Origin of the sequence: Flavobacterium sp. Leaf82 (assembly GCF_001422725.1) — a bacterium.
In the GTDB taxonomy this organism is placed as follows: Bacteria; Bacteroidota; Bacteroidia; order Flavobacteriales; family Flavobacteriaceae; genus Flavobacterium.
Map to the genome: position 1 here is coordinate 514,706 of NZ_LMMA01000012.1, position 18,585 is coordinate 533,290.

At 32.4% G+C, this 18,585-nt stretch carries 16 protein-coding genes; 8 read left to right on the plus strand and 8 right to left on the minus strand.

What is annotated here, in order from left to right:
• The first annotated feature begins 151 nt into the window (after nucleotides 1–151).
• The 3 genes from ASF10_RS10820 to ASF10_RS10830 all read left to right on the plus strand — a co-directional run bounded on the left by ASF10_RS10820 (nucleotide 152) and on the right by ASF10_RS10830 (nucleotide 3,603).
• Nucleotides 152–835 carry a response regulator transcription factor gene (locus ASF10_RS10820; protein ID WP_041518469.1) on the plus strand — a complete coding sequence of 228 codons (684 nt, stop codon included), beginning with the start codon at nucleotides 152–154 and terminating at the stop codon, nucleotides 833–835.
• Nucleotides 836–1,057: 222 nt separating this feature from the next.
• Nucleotides 1,058–2,143: a sensor histidine kinase gene (locus ASF10_RS10825; protein WP_056248786.1), complete on the plus strand. Its 1,086-nt coding sequence runs from the start codon at nucleotides 1,058–1,060 to the stop codon at nucleotides 2,141–2,143.
• Nucleotides 2,144–2,307: 164 nt separating this feature from the next.
• Nucleotides 2,308–3,603 carry a porin gene (locus ASF10_RS10830; RefSeq protein WP_056248789.1) on the plus strand — a complete coding sequence of 432 codons (1,296 nt, stop codon included), beginning with the start codon at nucleotides 2,308–2,310 and terminating at the stop codon, nucleotides 3,601–3,603.
• Between the two features lie 2 nt (nucleotides 3,604–3,605).
• Here the strand turns inward: ASF10_RS10830 and ASF10_RS10835 are convergent, their stop codons facing one another.
• The 5 genes from ASF10_RS10835 to ASF10_RS10855 all read right to left on the minus strand — a co-directional run bounded on the left by ASF10_RS10835 (nucleotide 3,606) and on the right by ASF10_RS10855 (nucleotide 9,887).
• Nucleotides 3,606–4,676 carry a glycosyltransferase gene (locus ASF10_RS10835; protein WP_056248791.1) on the minus strand — a complete coding sequence of 357 codons (1,071 nt, stop codon included), beginning with the start codon at nucleotides 4,674–4,676 and terminating at the stop codon, nucleotides 3,606–3,608.
• Nucleotides 4,677–4,902: 226 nt separating this feature from the next.
• Nucleotides 4,903–5,415, minus strand: coding sequence for a hypothetical protein (locus ASF10_RS10840; RefSeq protein ID WP_056248793.1), 513 nt, complete (start codon nucleotides 5,413–5,415; stop codon nucleotides 4,903–4,905).
• A gap of 63 nt (nucleotides 5,416–5,478) precedes the next feature.
• The gene (locus ASF10_RS10845) at nucleotides 5,479–8,910 is read right to left on the minus strand and encodes a hypothetical protein (RefSeq protein ID WP_056248795.1); all 3,432 of its coding nucleotides are present in this window, start codon (nucleotides 8,908–8,910) and stop codon (nucleotides 5,479–5,481) included.
• A 104-nt stretch (nucleotides 8,911–9,014) separates the two neighbouring features.
• Entirely contained in the window at nucleotides 9,015–9,239 is a 225-nt protein-coding gene (locus ASF10_RS10850; protein WP_056248798.1) for a hypothetical protein, read from the minus strand.
• A 426-nt stretch (nucleotides 9,240–9,665) separates the two neighbouring features.
• Nucleotides 9,666–9,887 (minus strand): DUF5808 domain-containing protein, encoded by a 222-nt coding sequence (locus tag ASF10_RS10855; protein WP_056248800.1) that lies wholly within the window; start codon nucleotides 9,885–9,887, stop codon nucleotides 9,666–9,668.
• A 344-nt stretch (nucleotides 9,888–10,231) separates the two neighbouring features.
• Here ASF10_RS10855 and ASF10_RS10860 point away from each other — a divergent pair, with 344 nt between their 5' ends.
• The 3 genes from ASF10_RS10860 to ASF10_RS10870 all read left to right on the plus strand — a co-directional run bounded on the left by ASF10_RS10860 (nucleotide 10,232) and on the right by ASF10_RS10870 (nucleotide 13,966).
• A complete protein-coding gene (locus ASF10_RS10860) occupies nucleotides 10,232–10,573 on the plus strand; it encodes a helix-turn-helix domain-containing protein (protein WP_056248803.1) in 342 nt (113 codons plus the stop codon).
• A gap of 38 nt (nucleotides 10,574–10,611) precedes the next feature.
• Complete coding sequence (locus tag ASF10_RS10865) at nucleotides 10,612–11,673, plus strand: helix-turn-helix domain-containing protein (protein ID WP_056248806.1); 1,062 nt, start codon at nucleotides 10,612–10,614, stop codon at nucleotides 11,671–11,673.
• A 115-nt stretch (nucleotides 11,674–11,788) separates the two neighbouring features.
• Complete coding sequence (locus ASF10_RS10870) at nucleotides 11,789–13,966, plus strand: TonB-dependent receptor domain-containing protein (protein WP_056248809.1); 2,178 nt, start codon at nucleotides 11,789–11,791, stop codon at nucleotides 13,964–13,966.
• An 83-nt stretch (nucleotides 13,967–14,049) separates the two neighbouring features.
• Here the strand turns inward: ASF10_RS10870 and ASF10_RS10875 are convergent, their stop codons facing one another.
• Nucleotides 14,050–15,309: an aspartate kinase gene (locus ASF10_RS10875; protein WP_056248811.1), complete on the minus strand. Its 1,260-nt coding sequence runs from the start codon at nucleotides 15,307–15,309 to the stop codon at nucleotides 14,050–14,052.
• Nucleotides 15,310–15,447: 138 nt separating this feature from the next.
• A complete protein-coding gene (locus tag ASF10_RS10880; protein ID WP_056248812.1) occupies nucleotides 15,448–15,921 on the minus strand; it encodes a GNAT family N-acetyltransferase in 474 nt (157 codons plus the stop codon).
• 262 nt (nucleotides 15,922–16,183) lie between these two features.
• Here ASF10_RS10880 and fbp point away from each other — a divergent pair, with 262 nt between their 5' ends.
• Nucleotides 16,184–17,188, plus strand: a complete 1,005-nt coding sequence (fbp, locus tag ASF10_RS10885; protein WP_056248814.1) for a class 1 fructose-bisphosphatase — start codon at nucleotides 16,184–16,186, stop codon at nucleotides 17,186–17,188.
• Nucleotides 17,189–17,387: 199 nt separating this feature from the next.
• On the opposite strand, the gene ASF10_RS10890 is transcribed toward fbp, so the two are convergent.
• Nucleotides 17,388–17,819, minus strand: a complete 432-nt coding sequence (locus ASF10_RS10890; protein WP_056248816.1) for a TerB family tellurite resistance protein — start codon at nucleotides 17,817–17,819, stop codon at nucleotides 17,388–17,390.
• A 169-nt stretch (nucleotides 17,820–17,988) separates the two neighbouring features.
• Here ASF10_RS10890 and ASF10_RS10895 point away from each other — a divergent pair, with 169 nt between their 5' ends.
• Nucleotides 17,989–18,582 (plus strand): HupE/UreJ family protein, encoded by a 594-nt coding sequence (locus ASF10_RS10895; protein ID WP_056248818.1) that lies wholly within the window; start codon nucleotides 17,989–17,991, stop codon nucleotides 18,580–18,582.
• The last annotated feature ends 3 nt before the right edge of the window (nucleotides 18,583–18,585 follow it).

Genomic DNA, 18,585 nt, shown 5'->3' on the forward strand with positions numbered 1-18,585 from the left:
GTCTTGTAGATTATCAAATTGTTACCAGATTAAATTACCGTTAACCACAATTTTTAACGGTTATTTTGTTAGTATATTTACGCTGTGAAATAAAAAACATCGAATATTTAATGAAGAAAATTTGATGTAAAAATCTCAATTTTTGCTATTTATGAAAAAAACACAAACCAAGATTTTATTAGTTGACGATGAACCAGATATCTTAGAAATCGTTGGCTATAACCTTGCTCAGGAAGGCTACCAGATTGTTACTGCTTCAAACGGAAAAGAAGCAATAGCAAAGGCTCAGAAAGAATTGCCGGACTTAATTATTATGGATGTAATGATGGCTGAAATGGATGGAATGGAAGCTTGTGAACACATCAGAAAAATTCCTGAATTAAATAATGTTATCATAACATTTCTTACAGCGAGAAGCGAAGATTACTCACAAGTTGCTGGTTTTGATGCAGGTGCAGATGATTATATCACTAAGCCAATTAAACCAAAATTATTGGTGAGCAAAGTAAAGGCTTTGTTAAGAAGGTTAAAAGAACAAGAAGTTGTTAGTGATACCCTGAATGTAGGAGGAATCGAGATCAATCGTGAAGAATATAAGATCATTAAAGGGAATGTCGAAATTGCTTTACCAAGAAAAGAATTCGAATTGTTTTACCTATTAGCTTCAAAACCCGGAAAAGTTTTTAAAAGAGATGAAATCCTGGATAAAGTTTGGGGCAACGAAGTTGTAGTTGGAGGAAGAACAATCGATGTTCACATCAGAAAATTACGCGAAAAAATAGGAGAAGACCTTTTTAAAACAATAAAAGGAGTTGGATATAAATTTGAAGTTTAAACATTCAATAAAAATTTGAACCATATAAGTTATATAAGTTCATTTAAATTATAGCATACATACTTTTAGAATCAAAGTCTATCTTTGTCAAAGTTCAAAACTTTGACAAAGATTTCTTTTTTTAAGTTCTTAATGTAAAGGATATAATTACATTTTACTTTTAAATGAACTTATATCACTTATATGTTAAAAAAAATAACCTCTTAATGGTTCCATAATTCAATGAAAATTAATTTTAAAAAAACATACAAATTTGCTGTAAAGTCGGCATTATATATAAGCCTTTTTGGGACAGGATTTGTGTTGATATTGATGAATTTATTCTATAAAAACGAACTAAAACATCAAGTTGCGTTTGGAATAATTTTTATTATTTCGATCTATATTTTCTCCTTTTTAGTTTTACAATATCGTGTAGAACGCTTTATTTACAGAAGAGTAAAGAAAATCTACGATGAGGTTTCGTTATTAGAATCTACCACACTGATCAATCAGCCCATTACTACAGATATGGAAACTCTTTCACGAGAAGTGAAAAAGTTTGCTACTGATAAAAAGCTGGAAATCGAAATGCTTGAGATTAGAGAGCAATATCGCAGAGAGTTTTTAGGCAATGTTTCTCATGAACTTAAAACCCCATTGTTTACCGTTCAGGGTTATGTTTCGACTTTGCTTGATGGCGCGATGGATGATAAGAACATTCGAAAAAAATATTTGAAACGTGCTGAAAAAGGAGTAGAAAGATTAATTTATATCGTTGAGGATCTTGATATGATTACCAAATTAGAATCTGGTGATCTGGATTTAATGATTACTGATTTTGATATCGTCGAATTGATTCAGAATGTTTTTGATTTGCTGGAGATGAAAGCCGATAAAAAGAAAATCAAATTAGCTTTTGAAAGCAAGAATGTACAATCTGTTATAGTTCGTGGAGATCAGGACAGAATTCAACAAGTTCTGGAGAACCTGATTGTCAACTCTATTAAATATGGTAAAGATGGCGGTTTGACCGAAGTTGGAGTTGTAAACCTAACAAAGAAAAAAGTTTTAATCAGAATTAGTGATAATGGAGAAGGAGTTGAAAAACAGAATATCCCAAGACTTTTTGAACGTTTTTACAGAGTTGACAAAAGCGGAACCAGATCAGAAGGTGGTTCAGGTCTTGGATTAGCAATTGTAAAACATATTATCGAAGCACACAAAGAGAAAGTATATGTAGAAAGTGAATTCGGAATTGGTTCTGAATTCTCCTTTACACTTGAAAAAGCATTAAAAGCACAAAAACCTGAGGTTAAAAAATTGTAAGCAGATTTTAGAGAAGCACTATGAAATAAGGCTTTTTAACAATAAATCAATATACGCGAAAACTTCGTAACATTAAATTTTTATTATAGTAACATCCTGTTAATGATTTCTTAACATTGATGCTACATCTTTGTACCCTGAAATTAAGGGATATTAGAGAAAGGATGATAAAAAGAAAATTAGTTGCCGTTTTATTGCTGTTAAATTTTGCAGCAAATGCTCAGGATTTAAACAAACAGGATGTAAAAAACGAAGTAATGCGTATTTTAGATTCTATCAATAAAGCAAAACTTCCAGACACTAAATCCGGAGGAGGAGTTGAAGAACACTGGTATGACAGAATCTCCCTAAGAGGTTATGCACAAATAAGATACAACGGACTTTTCTCTACAAATGATAAAGTTTCCTGCGAACAATGCGACAAATCCTGGGGAACAACTTCGACAGCACCAGATGCAAAAGCAAACAACGGACTATTTATTCGTCGTGCACGTTTAGTATTTTCCGGACAGGTTCATCCAAATGTTTTTTTCTATTTTCAGCCTGATTTTGCCAGTTCACCAAGTACCGGAATTCAGAATTTTGTTCAGATTCGTGACTTGTATTTTGATCTTTCTTTTGATAAGAAAAAAGAATACCGTGTTCGTGTTGGGCAAAGTAAGATTCCTTATGGTTTCGAAAACATGCAATCCAGTTCGCAGCGTTTGGCACTGGATCGTAACGATGCAATGAACAGTGCGATATTAAACGAGCGTGATTTAGGAATTTTCTTTTATTGGGCTCCAGCCGAAATCAGAGAACGTTTTGCCATGCTGGTAAAAGATGGTTATAAAGGTTCTGGCGATTATGGAGTTTTTGCCTTTGGAGTTTATAACGGTCAAATTGCCAACAAACTTGATGGAAATCGGGATTTGAATGTTGTTGCGAGATTAACTTATCCGTTTGTTATTGGCAGTCAGATTATCGAACCAGGAATTCAGGCTTACACAGGAAAATGGGCTTTTACAGGCGAAATTTCATCAGGAGTAAAAGTAGATGATCCGCAATATGTAAAAGACCAAAGAGTAGGCGCAACTTTTGTTTTGTATCCAAGACCTTTCGGGATTCAGACCGAATATAATGTTGGTAGAGGACCTCGATATAATACAGTAACCAATACAGTTGATGAAACGGATCTAAACGGAGGTTATGTTTTACTGAACTATAAACTAGATATTAAAAAGCAACTTATATATCCTTTCGCAAAATTTCAATATTACGACGGAGGAAAAAAATATGAAAAAGACGCCAGAAGTTATGTCGTAAGAGATTATGAAATTGGTATAGAATGGCAGCCAATTAAAGCTTTTGAGTTTACAGCAGAATATGTCATTGCCGACAGGACTTTCGAAGACAGCGTTCTTCCTATCAACCGTCAGCAAGGAAATTTATTGCGATTGCAAGCCCAGTTTAATTTCTAAAATTAATCCTCGAAAACGCTAAATAAGGAATCCCAGTCGATATCTTCATTAAATTGAGTTAAACCTTTATACGACTTTACTTTTGAAAGATCTTCAATGGTAAAGTCGTCTTGCATTGCATAAGGCACCAAATTTTCATCTTGTAGTTTTATCGCCAGATATTCCTGCTCATATTGTCCCGGAGTTGGGATAAAAAAAGCTTTCTTGCCCAGTTTTGCAAGATCCATTACCGTTGTATAACCCGAACGACATAAAACAAAATCACTTTCGTTAAAAGTTTGTTCCAGTTGTTTTGAGTTCATGAAATTATAATACGTTACATTTCCGGCTTGCCATTTTGTTTGTGCTTTTTCTACAACACCTTGTACAAAGACAACTTTACCTTTATAATCAGCAACTTCTTTTTGTAATTTTTCGTCTAAAAAAGTGCGTTGAGGTTCCGGTCCGGATAAAATAATCATCAAATCGTATAACTTTGGCGTTTCCTTTTTACGCATTCTGCTCAAAGGGCCAATATATTTAAGGTTAAGATCACTTGTTTTAAGATGACCCAGTTCTCCCGTTAAATTTATGGTATCATTGGTATCCGGAACCCAACATTCAGTATATTTTTTTATAACATGTTGGTGACATTTACTCGTAAACCAAGTCGTATTTCCTGTCATTACATTCAATTGATGCGTCATAAAAACAGAAGGAATTTTTTTGCTGAAAACACCCAATCGATTATCCGAAATGATTCCGTCTATTCCGTGTTTTTTGATCCAGCTTCTTACCATTTTTTTCTCATCCAGAATAGCGACAATCATTTTAGGTAAATTCTTAATCAGTTTCCATTTAAAATTCTTACCATTCTTAGCATATTCAATATGATAAGAAGGCAATTCAAGAGTTTGAATGTATGGAAATTCTTTTCGCAATAACGCCAATGCAACACCATCAGACGCAATTATTGGTATAAAATTCTTTTCCTGAAGCGCTTTTATAATTGGGATACATCTTGTGGCATGGCCTAATCCCCAGTTTAATGGAGCAACTAAAATTGTTTTGTTCGCAGAATAGTCAATGCTCATAGTTTAACGCTTTTTAAAAACGAAGATAAAGAAATATGTTTTTTATGTTATTTCGCACATATTACTAAATTATTAACTGTATATTTTATTTAAGGTTCTAAGGAGCTAAGGTTCTAAGTTTTTTGCTTGTTAAATAAAAAAGCCGAACTTATGTTCGGCTTCAAAGTTTTACCTTATAATATAATCATCTTAGAACCTTAGTAACTTAGGATCTAAGTACCTTTCCTTAATCCTGAATATACGTTTTATTACCGTTTTTGTTAATGTAGTATTTACCGCCTTTTGGACCTGTATATACTTTTTTGCCGTTATATTCTCCGGTAACTTTATCAGCTACTTTTGGGGCTTTTTCAGTAGTTTCCTTTAATGTTTTAGTAGACGTTTTTTTAGCTGCATCAGCTTTTTTAGCATCAGACTTAGCGGCGTCTGCTGCCGAAGTTGCTTTTTTAGAAGCCTTTGTAGCATCGCTTTTAGCTTTTGCCGCGTCTTTGTCAGCTGCTTTTTTAGTTGCTGAAGCACTTTCTTTTTTTACTGCTGCAGATGCATCAGTTGCATCTTTAGCTGCTTTTTTTGATTTTGCAGCTTCCTTTTTAGCATCAGATGCTGCTTTGTCAGCAGTTGCTTTTTTCTTTTTCGCAGTAGCTTCGGTTTTTGTTTTTGCATCTTTTGCAGTTGTTTCCTGAGCATAGAAACTAGAAGAAAAAACAACCATAAAACAAAGTAATAATAATTTTTTCATAGGGTTACGAGTTTAAATTTCAATTAAAATTAATCAATTTATTAATACGTTTTTCGTAAAGTGTTAAAAATAAGCGCGAAGCTGTACATTGCCTGTATGAACCACAGATCCTGTCTCGCTTTTTCGCCCCTGATAATTTAGATTTACATCCAGAAACTGCGTTAGATTTTTCTGTAAAAGTAATTTCCATACTAAGTTTTGTCCTTGCTGAAGTCCCTCAAGCATCTGGAAACCTACTGATGAAAATTCATTTCCTGTAAACTTATTTTGGTAAAAAGAAAATTCCCCGTTTACGGTTATTTTTTTCTCTCCCGCAAAAGAAAAGGAAGTTCCAAGCCTGTTCTGAACTAAAGTTTCCAGATTTCCAATCTGATTTTCTTTATTCTGAAATTCATAAAAGAAATCCAAACTCGTGTTTTTCGAAAACAAATAACTGATTTTTGGTGCAACCTGATATCCATCTAAAGCGTAATTTTTCTCTTCAAAATCCTCAGAAATTAAATTGGTTTTAATCGTCTTTGTAAAAAGGTTGAACAACCAGCTTTTTTGATATAAATGAGTGTATTGCAATTGATGCGAACTGTTTGTAATATTTTGTGATCCTATAGAAAGTAGATTTTTTCCTTTATTAATAAGGTAAGTATACGTAACAGAATGTTTTTGTTTTCCGCGATTATAATACAGGCTATTTCTAAAACTGGAATTTAGTCCTAATATATTTTCTTCTGATGAATCAAACGGATTCAGTTCTAAACGTTCGCCCTGACTTTTTACTTTTCGATCCATAATAAACGAAGTCTGATTGTAAAAATAGGATGCGATTTTCCTGAAACCTGTTTCATTTTGCCATTGCAGCGGATTTAAAGCAACAGATTGCGAAAATTTGTTTTGATTGGTTTTAATATAAACCTGATTGGGCAAAAAGATCCTGACATATCTGGCCTGATCCGGAAAAGCTGCAATTTCAAATTCTTCTAATTCCTGGATTCCGTTGCCATTATAATCATTCCAGGTATAAACACCTTGCCCCGTAGGAACTTCAATATAAGTAAACTCTTGTTGCGCAATAGTTCCGGAACTGGTTTCGTAAGCCGTTCCTATTTGCATGAATTGATTAAAAAAACGATCGTTATATAGAATTCTTGAATTTAGTGAAGGTTCATTTTTCCTCGATGAATCTGTAAAATCCAAAGTACGATAACTGGCATAAACCGCTAAATCTGTTGTTTTATTCTGAATCAGTTTTGACTTTAAATAATAAGTTTGCGAATTGTTTACGTGTTGTAACAATCCGTTTTGCAAACTATCATTTCGACGTTGCAGATACCCAATTTCAACATATACTTTTGTACTGTCGCCGCGACCAATAAAAGTTCCGTATTCTGAGAATCTTTGGCTTAAAGCCGAAAAAACATTCGTGACTTTATCTCTTTGCTGATTATCCTCGATTTGCATGCTTGCACCAATCCAGTTTTTACCAAAGTGATACTTGGTCCTGGTTTGATTTCTAATAAATTTTGAAGTCGAACTTGTAGCATCACTGTTTAGATAACTGCCTTGGTTTTCGATTGTCCATTGCTTTAATTTAAAAAAAGCAGTTGCAGTATGTCTGGCTCCGGAATAACTTTCAGAATAATCTAATTTCTCAAATTGATACGTAAATAAACCAATATTCGAAGTCTCTTTTTTAGCAAATAAATCAAAATTTAATCCCGTCATTAATAAACTCTGATTGCCTAAAAGAGTTTCATTTAAATTCCAATCCCTGTTGAATTCTATATTGTACAAACGCTCAACAGATCTAAAATCTTCCTGTACAAACTGGTAATTTGCAAAAGCATCTAAAGTCCAGTCTCTGGTAAAAAGACGTTTTTTAATGTTGGTTTTAAGCGCAATTCCATCATTATCTCCGTCATCAATTTTCGAAAATAAATTTTTATCATTATTACTTACTGCAATTTCAAAATCTACCAGGGTTTTTTCATCAGGATTATATTTTCCTAAAAAAGTAGCAACCTGCAATTTTATTGGTGCAACAAGATTGACAATAGGTTCGTAATTTCCTTGTAAAATGCCATTGATTGGTGCTGTATATTCATAAATACGTTCTACGGAATTGTTATTCTGTATTATATAGTTTCCGGCATTATTACCCACAAGACTAAACTTTACATTGTATAAAACACTACTTGCATCTTTTGAATATTCATAAACTTCAACTGAATTAACAAATGTTTTTTTGTACAAAATTTTATTGTCTGCATAAGCATCTTCATAAGCAGATGGTGCTTTCATTAAATTAGGATCATCTCCGGCCTGACTTAAAATCTGTACTTGCTCTGTAGAAAGATTTTGTTGCAACGGCTGGTTTTTCATGTCATTTTCAGAATAGATATAACCGCCAAAACTCCAGTTTTTATTTTCATGAGTTGCGCCCGCATACGTAACCAATCTATTATAGTTTCGTTCAGAATATTGGTATTCAACATTAATACGCATTTCAGAAGTAATGGTAAAAAGAGAAGTAAAAGTAATTTCGCCGGCATTATAATCGATCACATAATCGTTGTTTTCACCACGTTTCAGCAAAACACCATTTACATAAACACGTTCAGATCCTGAAATGACCAGCACATATAATTCGCCATTCTGACCCTTTAATTTATAAGGTCCCTGATTGCCTTCCTGTCCTGTAAAAGTACTTTTGGCATATTGACCTTTTACAAAAGCAACAGAAGCAAAGATATTGGTTTTGCTTTCTTCATCACCAAAATTAAAACTCGTAGAAAGACCTTGTACCTTTTTATTGAAATTTAAAAATTGAGTTTTTCTATTCTCTAAAAAAACATCTCCCGCCCTGATATTCCAGTCATCACTAAAAAGTTCCATGAAAATATTATCGAACTGATCCAGTTTTTGTGAATAACCGCCATCTTGCAACGGAATATTATTATCCTGAAGTGAAGCCCGTAAACTAATTTTATCTGATATTTTTCCGGTAATCTGAAGATCTAAATTCGAATTTAAAACCGTATTTTGATTGTTTCCAACAGTTACGCCACGAGTGATGCTTCCGGAAGTATTTAATCCGTCAAAAGGAGTGACTTTTTTAATATTGGTATTTTCTATTTTGTACAATTTCTCAGAACCAACATCATTTGTAACGACTTGATTTGATTTGTATAAACTATATTCTTTAGTTATAAAATCCGGATATTTTAAATAATTTACAATTAGAGTATCTGCTGATAAATTTAATTGTTCGTTTAAAATCAAAGTTCCTTTTTCAAAATCAACTTTATAAAAAGTAGAATCGAGAGGTTCATTTTTAGTATTTAAAATTTCGAAAAAACTGGAATTTATGCTAAACTCTTCGAGATGTATGGTGTCACGCGTCGCAATTACTTTTTTGGTTTTGTACGATGATTCCGTTTCCTGCGCCTGAAGCCCGGAATACCAGATGAAAACCGTGAAAAACAGTAATTTTTTCAACATAAATACTTTAACTCTAAAAAACCAAAAGTAGTATTTATAATTGGTAAATGTTACGGAGGATATTTTAGTTTTATTAGCTAATAAAGTACCGTTAATGAAGGTTATTAAGAATATTTTATTAAAATTAGAAGTATTGCAAACAATAATAAAAGTACAATACTGTAACCAGGATCTGCATAATTAGCGTGCCATCCAAATTCTTTTATTTTTTTTGGAAAGTACGATCTCTTATCTTTTGGATTATAATAAAACATTCCCCAGATCCAATTGTCTGGATCATTTTCCCATTCGTTTAGAGTTTCTTCGCTTGGTTCATCATCATTTTTCATAGTTATAAAGTGTTGATGTTGATGTGCTTATTTTTTTTTAGGTGTAAAGTAAATTTAGTTAAATATTTTTAATTAAGGAAGATTGTATGTTTTTCAATAGATTTTTTCCTGATTTTGTCAACAACAAAATAGGAGTAGTGGAATGATTACATCAAACCTCTTTTTTTAAAATGTTGAGTTTGCAAAAAGTAATGTTACGACTTATCTTCCGTTTTTTATTTGAGTGAACATAGAAACAGAAATAAAAAGTGCCAATGCCATCGAAGTGCCCATTTTTATCATATTACCACTATGATTTGGGTTGTAAAAAAAGTATGCTAAATAAATGCAGCTAATAATAGCGATGCAATATTTGAAAATAAAAAATTTCATGTTTTCAAAGAATAAAGTAGTTGGAAGAAATCACTTGTTTGAGAAATTAGATTGCTAATGTTCTACAGCTATAAGAATAATTGCGATTACAATGAGTATTAAAAATACTGAATTAGGATTCGCAAAATTAATTGTCCATCCCAGTGCTTTTATTCTCTTGCGAGGAAACAATCTCGTATCTTTTGGGTTATAATAGAAAAATCCCAAAATCAAATTATTGGGATCATTACTCCATTTATTTTTGGTTTCTTCGTTGGGGTCGTTATTAAAATTCATGATTTTGTAGGTTTAAAATATGCTTCTTTCTAATAATGGTGACAACGATTATTAAGGATATTTTTTACTAAATCGATATCCTAATGTTACAATTATTATAAAAAGAGAAAGAAGTATTGCAGAATGGGTCATTTCTTTTGGTTTTGCTGGTTTAGAATTAAATTATTTATTTGTTTTTGGGCGAATCTAAATTACTGTTTTGTAAGTGTTTGTATTATGTGATTATCGGGTATTTTTAATAAGTAATAGATTATGTTTTTTTATTTGAAAAAAATAGTGTTTTTGTGAGTATATATTTATAAAATTGTGCTTTGTTATTTTGTAAGAATAAAAAGATGTCATTTATGAATATTGTTGTAGGTAATAAACTTAAAATACTCCGGAAAAATAAAAAAATGTCACAAGAAGAAGTGGCAGAAAATCTTCATATTTCACAATCAGCATATGCCAGGATGGAAAGCGGTGAAAGTCATTCGTGGGCAAATCATATTTTAAAAATCTGTAAAATTTTTGAAATAACTCCTGATGAGTTATTAAAATTAGAAGTCAATAATGAAGAAATATCCTCAGGAGAAATCGTAAATCAATTCTCGGATAATGTAATCGAACAATACGAAGAACGTATAAAAGAGCTGAAGAAAGTAATTAAGGATCTGAAGAAGGATAAAAAAGCATTAAAGTCATAATTTTTTTTAGCTTTGTGAGAATAAAACAAACTTAAATTATGGATACCAGCAAAGAACTCTTATTCTTTTTTAGCGCATTAGGAGTTTTTAACGGAATTATTTTAAGTGTGTATTTCTTCTTTTTTACCAGGAAAAAGTTCCTGACCAATTATTTTTTGGGTGCATTATTATTCGCACTAAGCATCAGAATTGGAAAATCGGTGTTTGTGTATTTTAATCCCACGTTGCCAAAAATGTATTTGCAATTTGGGTTAACCGCTTGCTTTTTTATTGGTCCCTTTTTATATTATTTCCTGAAATCAGCCGTTGCCGAAATTAATATAATGCCCAAATCCTGGAAACTTAGCCTTTTATTTTGGGCTTTATTTATAGGTACAATTGGATTTTTATATCCTTACGAATATTATCCGGAACTGTGGAGAGAGTATTTCATAAAAGCGATTTATTTTCAATGGTTTGTGTATATTATTTTTTCCGGCTTTACCATTAAAGACATTCTGCAAAAAATCATAAGTAAAAAATACAAAACAACTCCGGCAGAAATGTGGTTCGGAATGCTTTTTCTGGGCAATTTCCTTTTATTCTTTTTTTATTTTCTTGCCATAATGCACGCTCCTGCCGCTACTTATATTAGCGGAGCAATTGTTTTTTCGATTATGTTCTATTTAATTATTTCGATCCTTTTATATCGTAAAAAAACCGATGATTTGTTTTTATTAAACGGATCAAAGAATTCCGCTAAAAAAATAGATTTAGCCGAAGCGGAAATTTTTACACAAAAACTCGAAAGTGTAATGAATGAAAAGGCTCTGTATAAAAATCCCAATCTTACATTGCAGGATTTATCCAAAGAAATAAATATTTCAAGTCATCAATTATCCAAACTTTTAAATAATAATTTGGGTAAAAACTTTACCAGTTTTGTAAATGAATTTAGAATAAAAGAAGCTTGCGAAATTATAACTTCAAATGATAAACTTACTTTAGAATCTATTGGTTATGATGTGGGGTTTAATTCTAAATCGACATTTTTCTCAGCCTTTAAAAAACAAACCGGTACAACTCCTTCAAATTACCAAAATCAAGCTTTAAGAGCTTAAAGTCAAGTGTGAATTTATAAATTCGTACTCCTGATTTCTATTTTGATTACCTCGCATTGCGATTAACAGCTGACTTTTGTTTCAACAATAAGTCAAATTTTAATCGCCAAAATTCATGAGATTTTTAGTTACCAAATTTATTTATAGGTATTGCATGATTCTTTATGCCATTACCGCAAACGCACAATCTTCAAAAACAAGTCATGAAAAGATTGCAAATCCCAATAACGAATTAAACGAAGTAGTTATAAAAAAACAGGCATCGTTAGTAAAATATGCTACCAACGGAACGCTTGATGTAAACGTCGCCAATACATTGCTTTCGACAAGTAGTTCAGTCAATGAATTATTGGGCAGAGTACCAAACGTTATTGTTGCAGAAGGGCAAATTAGTGTTCTGGGAAAAGGCGAAGCGATTATTTACCTTAACGGAATTTTGATTAATTACGAACGTTTTGCCGCGATTCCGGTTTCACAAATTCTAAAAATTGAAGTAATTTCAAATCCATCTTCAAAATATGATGCCGAAGGAAAAGCGGTCATTAATATTATGACCAAAAAAAATATCGAAAATGGAATTATGGGAACAGCGAGCCAGCAAATTACAGTTTCTGAGTTTGCCGGAACGAGTACGAATACACTTTTGGATTTTAATTATACTAAAGGCAAATTTTCGTTCATGACCAATTACGGATTTCAATTGGGTAAAGGCCGCGAATTGTTATATACGACCAGAACAAGACCAAATCCGGATGAATATATGCGATCTGAATTAACCACAGATTGGAAACGTCAGTTTAATAATTATTCGAATTTTGGTTTTGGATTGCAATACACGTTCTCTGAAAAGAATTATATTTCATTAGCTTATAGCGGAAATATTGAAGATTTGGGCGGAGTCGTAGAAAGCCGAAACTCTATTAGTAATAATGTGGGAAATAGTTTTTATGCCACGGATATAGCTAAAAATGATGTGCTCCTGAATCAGTTCATTAATCTAAATTATAATGCGATAACAGATAATAAGGGTTCGTCGTTATTTATAGGAACCCAATACTCTAATTATAACGGAATTGTAAAAGATTTTATTGATGAAAATAGTTGGGTTGACGAACGAAATGCTGAAAAGTATTTGAAGAATAATGTTGACAATACAATTGATATTATAAGCATTCAGGCAGATTATTCTAAAAAGATAAATGAAAATACAAAGCTAGAAACCGGAGCAAAATTTAGCAATGCGAAAGTACAATCAGGAACAGATTTCCTAATTTCTGATGTAGAAAATGGCAATTTTGAACCTGACGATCAACTTTCGAGTGATTTTAAATATGTTGAAAAAATCAGTGCCGCTTATTTTAATTACGGAAGTTCATTAGGGGAGAAGTTTAGTTTTTCGATTGGCGCACGAGGCGAATGGACGAGTTATAATTTGTATACTACTGCAAATGGGATTCAGGAATTCAAAAAAAGTTATGGCAATTTTTTCCCTAATGTGTTACTAAATATGGATGTTTCAGACGATTTAAAACTACATGCATCGTATGTTTCCAGAATAACAAGACCAAGGTATCAGGCTTTGAATCCATTTGTTATTTATCAGGACCCGTTTACTACTATAGAAGGAAACCCGAATTTACTTCCTGAAAAAACTCACGCCTTTGAGATTGGTGCGATGTACAAAAAGTTCGATTTTAAAATAGGATATGCCTATAAAATCGATCCAATTTCCGGAGCTGCTTTGCGTGGCGATACGCCAAATAGTTATATTTTGAGATCATTAAATATAGAAAAAGAACATACTTTTTTTACTTCGCTTTCAAGATCATTTACAAACAAATGGTGGAGTTCGACAAATACCATTAGTATGAATTTAAGCAAATCGATCGATAATTTTTATGAATATGCTTTGGGTCCTGTCAAACCTCAAATCTATCTCTATTCTAATAATACATTTACGATTCCGAATCTTTTTAAAGTTCAATTGCTTGCCTGGTATCTTGGCGATAAAAGTTACGGATTAAGAAGCGAAAATAGCAGATCGACAGTTACTGTAGGAATCGAAAGAAACTTTTTTAAAGATGCCCTAAAACTCAATTTTACCGCAAATGATATCTTTCACGACTTTATGGTTTCCGGTAATTACGATGTTGGTCAAACCGAAATATATTATCACAGAACCTACACCACCAATTATTTTAAATTGATCGCAACGTATAGTTTTGGAAATTCGAAAAAACAGGTTTTTAAGAAGTCAGAAATCGAGCAAAGCGAAAATAATCGAGCAAGGTAAATTGTAAAAAGAAAGGCTTCACCAATAAGTGAAGCCTTTCATGAATATGTTTTGAATTGTATAATTAACTTTAGAAAAAGATTTTATTTAATCTCTTTCGTAACAATTTGCATCGTTTCGCGGCTTACTTGTTTTAGTAAAACCGCTTTGTTTTCTTCGACAGTTTCTGCAGCTTGCTCTGTAAAGTGGCGAATAGTATATAAAGTTACATTTTCGTTGTAATCTACCTTAAATTTTTTCGAAAGTATAGCATTCAATTCATTGAAGTTTTCAAATTTATCTTCTACACAAACAGAAAAACTAATAGCTGAGTTCTGAATCAGGTTTACTTTTATTTTGAATTGGTGAAACAAAGCAAAAATCTCACTGATGTTTTCCTCCATAATAAAAGAGAAATCAATAGAGGAAAGCGAGATTAAAAGTTGGTCTCTTTTTACGATAAAACATGGATATTGAGGCTCTAAATCAACACCTTTAGAAACGCAAGTTCCTTTTAATAACGGGTTGATAAAAGATTTTACATACAAAGGAATTTCTTTTTTCTGTAAAGGCTGTAATGTTTTTGGGTGAATAACTGTTGCACCGTAAAAAGCCAATTCGATCGCTTCACGATACGAAATTTGGTTTAGTAAACTTGCATTCTCAAAATAACGCGGATCCGCATTCATTACTCCAGGAACGTCTTTCCAGATCGTTACACTTTCGGCATTTAAGCAATAAGCAAAAATTCCGGCAGTATAATCAGAACCTTCACGACCTAAAGTTGTTGTAAAATTATTTTCATCAGCACCTAAAAATCCTTGCGTGATGTTTAATATTTTGGGTTTTACATTTTTACTTATAAGTTGTTGAGTTGTATCCCAATCTACTTCTGCATCTCTGTAATTTGCATTGGTTTTGATAAAATTACGAACATCAAGCCATTGCGTCTGAATACCTCTGAAATTCATGTAATGACTTAAAATAGTAGTCGAAATTAACTCTCCAAAACTCACAATCTGGTCATAAACAAAATTGTAATTAGGAGATTTATTATGTGCGAGGAAATATTCTAATTCAGAAAACTGAGCTTCTACAGCTTCAAAAACCTCATGTTTTTCATCCTCAAATAAATCCAGTATGATTTGATTGTGATATTTTTTAATTTCCTGAACAGATGAATTTAGCTCTGTCGATTTATCAAAATAATTCTTGATAACAACTTCAAGAGCATTTGTAGTTTTTCCCATTGCAGAAACTACCAAAATCACATCTTCGTAACCTACTTTTTGTAAAACGTCGTATACGTTTTTAATTCCATCAGCATCTTTAACTGATGCTCCACCAAATTTAAATACTCTCATTTTTAATTTTAGATTTTTAATTTCAGATTTCAGATTACATGAAATCTAGTATATTTTATGATTTTATCTGCCACGAATTTCACGAATTAGCACGAATTTAATTAGTGTAAATTTGTGGAATTCGTAGCAAATATATTTTTATAGTTTTTCCAGAAACGAATCAATTCCAGCTTTATCCATTTGAACCACTCTCCATTCTTCCAGGATTTTTGCGCCAGAGTTTTCATAGAACTTCACTGCCGGAGTATTCCAGTCCAGAACATTCCATTCTACTCTTCGTACATTATCTTTTTTTCCCTGCTTCATAATTTCGGTATAAAGTGCAGATCCTAAACCGGTACCTCGCATTTTATCTTTTACAATTAAATCTTCAAGATGTATTGTTTTTCCTTTCCAGGTAGAATATCGGTAATAATATAGTGCAATGCCCACAATTTCTTTTTCAACCTCTGCAACAAAAACATGAAATAGCGGCTTTTCACCAAAGCCGTCACGCAATAAATCATCAACAGTAATAACAACAGCTTCCGGTTCTTTTTCGAATATTGCCAACTCCTGTATTAATCCCAAAACCGATTCCATGTCTTCAGGATTTCCTTTTCTAATATTCATAATTAAGCAATTTTTAATTTTAATCTATATCGTATTGTTATCTGTTTTTTAAGAATTTATTTTGATCAAAATTTTTGTAAGACCAATTCGTGTATTCTTATTAATAAGCGTTTATTAGCCAAAAAAATAATCTTTTGTTCGGTACTTTTAGCCTTTAATTAGCAAATATACAATAGTGGCAAACTAACGAAATAATTTTTAAATCATTCTCACAAAAAAAACGATATTTGTGACTTAAAATTAAAACTACAACGATATAGTAATGGAAGAACGCAATAAAACACTAGGAGAGTTTATTATTGAGAACCAAAAAGCATTTCAGTATTCGTCGGGAGAGCTTTCCCGAATTATTAACTCTATACGTTTGGCGGCGAAAGTTGTAAACTATAAAGTCAACAAAGCCGGATTAGTGGATATTATTGGCGCTGCAGGCGAACAAAATATCCAGGGAGAAGACCAGCAAAAATTAGATGTGTATGCAAACGAAGTATTTATTCAGACGTTAATTAACCGTGAGATTGTCTGTGGAATTGCTTCAGAAGAAAACGACGAATTTATTACTGTCAAGGGGAGCGACAACAGTAATAATAATAAGTATGTGATCTTGATGGATCCGCTTGACGGATCTTCAAACATTGATGTAAATGTTTCTTTAGGAACCATTTTCTCCGTTTTTAGAAGAATTACACCACTAGGAACTCCGGTAACGAGCGAGGATTTTTTACAGCCGGGAGTAAATCAGGTAGCAGCGGGATATGTGATTTACGGAACCTCTACAATGTTGGTTTATACCACAGGTCATGGCGTAAATGGTTTTACGCTGAATCCTGCAATAGGTACTTTTTATCTTTCGCATCCAAATATGCAATTTCCCCGAAACGGGAATATTTATTCGGTAAACGAAGGAAACTATGTTCATTTTCCGCAAGGAGTAAAAAATTACATTAAATATTGTCAAAAAGAAGAAGAAGACAGACCCTATACTTCAAGATATATTGGAAGTTTAGTTTCTGATTTTCATCGTAATATGATCAAAGGCGGAATTTATTTGTATCCAACAAGCTCAAAAGCGCCAAAAGGAAAGCTGCGTTTATTATACGAATGCAACCCAATGGCATTTATTGCTGAACAAGCAGGAGGAAAGGCAACAGACGGTTTTGGCAGAATTATGGAAATCCAGCCAACTGAACTGCATGAAAGAGTACCGTTTTTCTGTGGAAGCTATAATATGGTAGAAAAAGCGGAAGAATTTATGGCAGCGGAATAAAGTCTTTAGTCGCAGTCTCAGTCTCAGTTTACAGTCACAGTCACAGTCACAGTCACAGTCTCAGTTTCAGTCGCAGTTTTCAGTTTGGACTTTAAATAGCAAACCCGACAGTTTTTAAAAAACTGTCGGGTTTATTTATTTTATTAACCGTTTATTGTGACTGAGACTGTTTACTGTGACTGCGACTATAAACTGAATACTATTTATTCATGTTTTCCATTTCGAAAACAAAAGTGTCTAAATCTACTTTTTTGTCAACCAAAGACAATGCTTTTCTAACAATATAGTTTACGTTTCCTGGAGTAAATCCTAAAGCTAATCCCATACGGGTTAACATTACTTCTTGCTGATCTCCTAAATGGTGATCTACGTGAACCATTCTTGCCAAATCATATAAACGCTCTAAACGTTGCGTATATAAATAAGGTGGGTTTATTGGATGTTTCCACGGATCTTTAAGGATTTCGTTGTATTCGTCTTCTGAAATTTGTAATGTTGAAGCTATTTTATCTAAAAAATCTTTTTCTTCTGGACTTACTTTGCCGTCAGCAAAAGCTACACGAACAATGGCAGAGAAATGACCTCTGTTTCTTTGTTTGAATTCGTTATCAAATAATTCTGAAAATGGCATAATTAATTAGTTTTTATTGAGCAAAGATAAATCTTATTTTAATTTAACAAATTTAAATTTCTCATAAAATTTAACTTATTATTATTCGCTGATTTAATGTTTCGCACCATAAATTTTTCAAAATAAATCGTAAGTTTACAACCCCTAATCATTTAATAGTATTACCCGTATGTCAGAATTTTGGATTTATTTTCAAATAGGATTAAAGCATGTTTTAGATATTCACGCTTATGATCACGTTCTTTTTTTAATTGCATTAACAACACCTTATTTGTTCAAAGACTGGAAACGTATTTTGCTATTAGTTTCTGTTTTTACAATTGGTCATACCTTAGCTTTATTGCTTTCAGTTTACGGAATCATAGCTATAAAAGTAAATACGGTTGAATTTTTAATTCCGATAACAATTTTAATAACCGCAATTTTTAATCTTTTTACAGCAGGTAAAAATTCTAAGAGTGACGGACTGAATTTAGTGTTTTTTGTGACCTTGTTTTTTGGAATTATCCACGGACTTGGATTCTCTAATTATTTCAAGACTATTTTAGGAGGATCAGCTAGTTCAAAATTACTACCTTTAGGCGAGTTTGCGTTAGGAATCGAAGCAGCTCAGTTAGTTGTGGTTTTTGTAGTTCTGATACTATCATATATTGTACAAACCGTATTTCGTTTTTCAAAACGGGATTGGGCACTTGTAATGTCGGCTTTTATTATAGGAGTAGTAGTTCCTATGATTATTGAAAGCCCAATTTGGCACAGATAAAAT